This window comes from Streptomyces mexicanus (genome assembly GCF_902506575.1).
Lineage (GTDB): Bacteria > Actinomycetota > Actinomycetes > Streptomycetales > Streptomycetaceae > Streptomyces > Streptomyces mexicanus.
The window spans coordinates 1-3,345 of the sequence record NZ_LR732619.1 but is presented as its reverse complement, the minus strand read 5'-3'; the positions used below and the strand labels follow the sequence as shown (position 1 = coordinate 3,345).

Here is a 3,345-nt window from a genome sequence, read left to right as displayed (position 1 = left end):
CCCGGGCCGCCCCGCCCGCGGCGGCGCCCGCCCCAGGCGCCCCGGCGGCCCCCGCCGCCGGCTGCGCCCCCCCCCGCGCCCGGCGCTGCTCGCGGCCCGCCGCCCGGCCGGCGGGCAGCGCCGCCCCCGGCGGCGCCCGCTACTCCACCACCGCCCCCGACGCCGAGGCCTGCTACCCCAGCGACGGCCTGCCCACCCTGCTGCGCCTGCCGCAGCGCAGCGGCGGCGACACCGTCGTCCTCGGCGCGCCCGACATCCTCTACAACAACCGCCTCGACCAGCAGGGCAATGCCTCGCTCGCCCTGCAACTCCTCGGCTCCCGCCCCCATCTGGTCTGGTACCTCCCCTCGCTCACCGACGCCTCCGCCACCCGCACCGGACAGCGCAGCTTCTTCGACCTGCTCCCCTCCGGCTGGCTGTGGGGCACCCTGCAGCTCTTCCTCGCCGCCGCGCTGGCCGCCTTGTGGCGGGCACGCCGACTCGGCCCCCTCGTGCCCGAAAAACTCCCCGTCGCGATCCGCGCCTCCGAGACCACCGAAGGCCGCGCCCGCCTCTACCGCAAGGTCGACGCCCGCGACCGCGCGGCCGCCACTCTTCGCTCCACCACACGCACCCGCCTCGCCCCCCTCGTGGGCATCCCCATGGCCCAGGCCCACACGCCCGAGACCCTGCTCCCCGCCCTGTCCGCCCGGCTCTCCACCGACGGGCAGGACCTCCACGACCTCCTCTTCGGCCCGCCGCCCGGCGACGACGCGGCCCTCGTCTCCCTCGCCGACCGACTCGACGCCCTCGAAAGAGAGGTACGCCGTCCATGATGGACCCGACCACTGACAACGCCGGGCAGCCCGGGGACGCGGACGCCGCACGGTCCGCCCTGGAAGCCCTGCGCGCCGAGATCGCCAAGGCCGTGGTCGGCCAGGACCCCGCCGTCACCGGCCTGGTCGTCGCCCTGCTCTGCCGCGGCCACGTCCTGCTCGAAGGCGTCCCCGGAGTGGCCAAGACCCTCCTCGTCCGCACCCTCGCCGCCGCGCTCGACCTCGGCACCAAGCGCGTGCAGTTCACCCCCGACCTCATGCCCAGCGACGTCACCGGCTCCCTGGTCTACGACGCACGCACTGCCGAGTTCTCCTTCCAGCCGGGCCCGGTCTTCACCCACCTCCTCCTCGCCGACGAGATCAACCGCACCCCGCCGAAAACCCAGTCGTCGCTGCTGGAGGCCATGGAGGAACGCCAGGTCACCGTCGACGGCACCCCGCGCCCGCTCCCCGAGCCGTTCCTCGTCATCGCCACCCAGAACCCCGTCGAGTACGAGGGCACCTACCCCCTCCCCGAGGCCCAGCTCGACCGGTTCCTGCTGAAGCTGACCATCCCGCTGCCCTCCCGCCAGGACGAGATCGACGTCCTCACCCGCCATGCCGCCGGCTTCGACCCGCGCGACCTGCGCGCCGCCGGCGTACGCCCCGTCGCCGGCCCGGCGGACCTCGACGCGGCACGCACGGCGATCGCCGAGACCGCCGTCTCCCCCGAGATCGCCGCCTACGTCGTCGACCTCTGCCGGGCCACCCGCGAATCGCCGTCGCTGAGCCTCGGCGTCTCGCCGCGCGGGGCGACCGCGCTGCTGTCCACCTCCCGCGCCTGGGCATGGCTGACCGGCCGCGACTACGTCATCCCCGACGACGTCAAAGCGCTGGCCCTGCCCACGCTGCGGCATCGGGTACAGCTGCGCCCGGAGGCCGAGATGGAAGGTGTGACCGCCGACTCGGTGATCAACGCGATCCTCGCCCACGTCCCGGTGCCCCGCTGATGGCCTTCACCGGACGCGCCGCCCTGCTCGCGGCCCTCGGCTCCCTCCCCGTCGGCATCTGGGACGCCGGCTGGACGGGCATCCTCGCCGTCAACGCGCCCCTCGCCCTCGCCTGCGCCTGCGACTACGCCCTGGCCGCACCCGTGCGCCGCCTGGGCCTCACCCGCGCCGGCGACACCTCCGTACGCCTGGGTGACAGCGCCGACGTCACCCTCACGATCACCAACCCCTCGCGCCGCCCGCTGCGCGCCCAGGTGCGCGACGCCTGGCCGCCGAGCAGCTGGCAGCCCGGGACGGAGACGGCGGCTTCCCGCCACCGCGTGACGGTGCCGCCCGGTGAACGCCGCCGCGTCACCACCCGCCTCAGGCCGACCCGCCGAGGCGACCGCCAAGCCGACCGCATCACGATCCGCTCCTACGGCCCGCTCGGCCTGTTCACCCGCCAGGGCACCCACAAGGTCCCCTGGACTGTACGGGTGCTGCCGCCGTTCACCAGCCGCAAGCATCTTCCTTCCAAGCTCGCCCGGCTGCGGGAACTGGACGGCCGCACCAGCGTCATCGTCCGCGGCCAGGGCACGGAATTCGACAGCCTGCGCGAGTACGTGCCCGGCGACGACACGCGCTCCATCGACTGGCGCGCCACCGCCCGCCAGTCCACGGTCGCCGTCCGCACCTGGCGGCCCGAACGCGACCGCCACATCCTGATCGTCCTCGACACCGGCCGCACCTCCGCCGGCCGTGTGGACGACGCCCCGCGCCTGGACGCCGCCATGGACGCGGCTCTGCTCCTGGCCGCCCTCGCCTCGCGCGCCGGCGACCGCGTCGACCTGCTGGCCTATGACCGCCGGGTCCGGGCCCTGGTCCAGGGCCGGGCCGCGGGCCAGCTCCTTCCGGCCTTGGTCAATGCCATGGCCACGGTGGAACCGGAACTCGTCGAGACGGACGCCCGCGGACTGGCTGCCATGGCGCTGCGCTCGGCTCCCCGCCGCTCCTTGATCGTCCTGCTGACCGCTCTGGACGCTGCTCCCGTCGAGGAGGGACTGATGCCGGTCCTCCCTCAGCTGACCCAGCGGCACACGGTCCTGGTCGCCTCGGTGGCGGACCCGCACATCGCACGGATGGCCGCGGCCCGCGGAACCGTGGACGCGGTCTACGAGGCCGCGGCGGCAGCCCAGTCGCAGGCCGAACGCCACCGGGTCGCGGAACAGCTCCGTCGCCAGGGCATCACGGTGGTCGACGCGACACCGGACGACCTGGCCCCGGCACTTGCGGACGCCTATCTGGCCCTGAAGGCGGCGGGCCGGCTCTGACGCTCGGATTTCCGCGTCCACAGCACCTGGTTTTCCCGGGAGCCAGCCACCCCAGAACGCAGAAAACCCCCGTGCCACATGGCACGGGGGTTTTCCCACAAATAGTTCGGCGGCGTCCTACTCTCCCACAGGGTCCCCCCTGCAGTACCATCGGCGCTGTAAGGCTTAGCTTCCGGGTTCGGAATGTAACCGGGCGTTTCCCTCACGCTATGACCACCGAAACACTATGAA

General features: G+C 73.9%; 3 protein-coding genes and 1 rRNA gene. 3 read left to right on the top strand and 1 reads right to left on the bottom strand.

What is annotated here, in order from left to right:
- The 3 genes from GV126_RS33590 to GV126_RS33580 all read left to right on the top strand — a co-directional run.
- Window positions 1-815, top strand: an 815-nt coding sequence (locus GV126_RS33590) for a DUF4350 domain-containing protein (RefSeq protein WP_236570354.1), incomplete at its 5' end; no start/stop codon positions are given.
- Window positions 815-1,804, top strand: a complete 990-nt coding sequence (locus GV126_RS33585; protein WP_159674914.1) for an AAA family ATPase — start codon at window positions 815-817, stop codon at window positions 1,802-1,804. The genes GV126_RS33590 and GV126_RS33585, both read left to right, overlap by 1 nt.
- Complete coding sequence (locus GV126_RS33580) at window positions 1,804-3,114, top strand: DUF58 domain-containing protein (RefSeq protein ID WP_159674912.1); 1,311 nt, start codon at window positions 1,804-1,806, stop codon at window positions 3,112-3,114. Before GV126_RS33585 ends, GV126_RS33580 begins: the two co-directional genes overlap by 1 nt.
- A 104-nt stretch (window positions 3,115-3,218) precedes the next feature.
- On the opposite strand, the gene rrf is transcribed toward GV126_RS33580, so the two are convergent.
- Window positions 3,219-3,335: ribosomal RNA gene (gene rrf, locus GV126_RS33575) — 5S ribosomal RNA — on the bottom strand.
- Between the last annotated feature and the right edge of the window lie 10 nt (window positions 3,336-3,345).

Excerpts from the sequence above, each read along its gene's own strand:
- GV126_RS33580 (WP_159674912.1), top strand. The coding sequence starts at position 1,804 with ATGGCCTTCACCGGACGCGCCGCCCTGCTCGCGGCCCTCGGCTCCCTC.
- GV126_RS33585 (WP_159674914.1), top strand. The coding sequence starts at position 815 with ATGGACCCGACCACTGACAACGCCGGGCAGCCCGGGGACGCGGACGCC.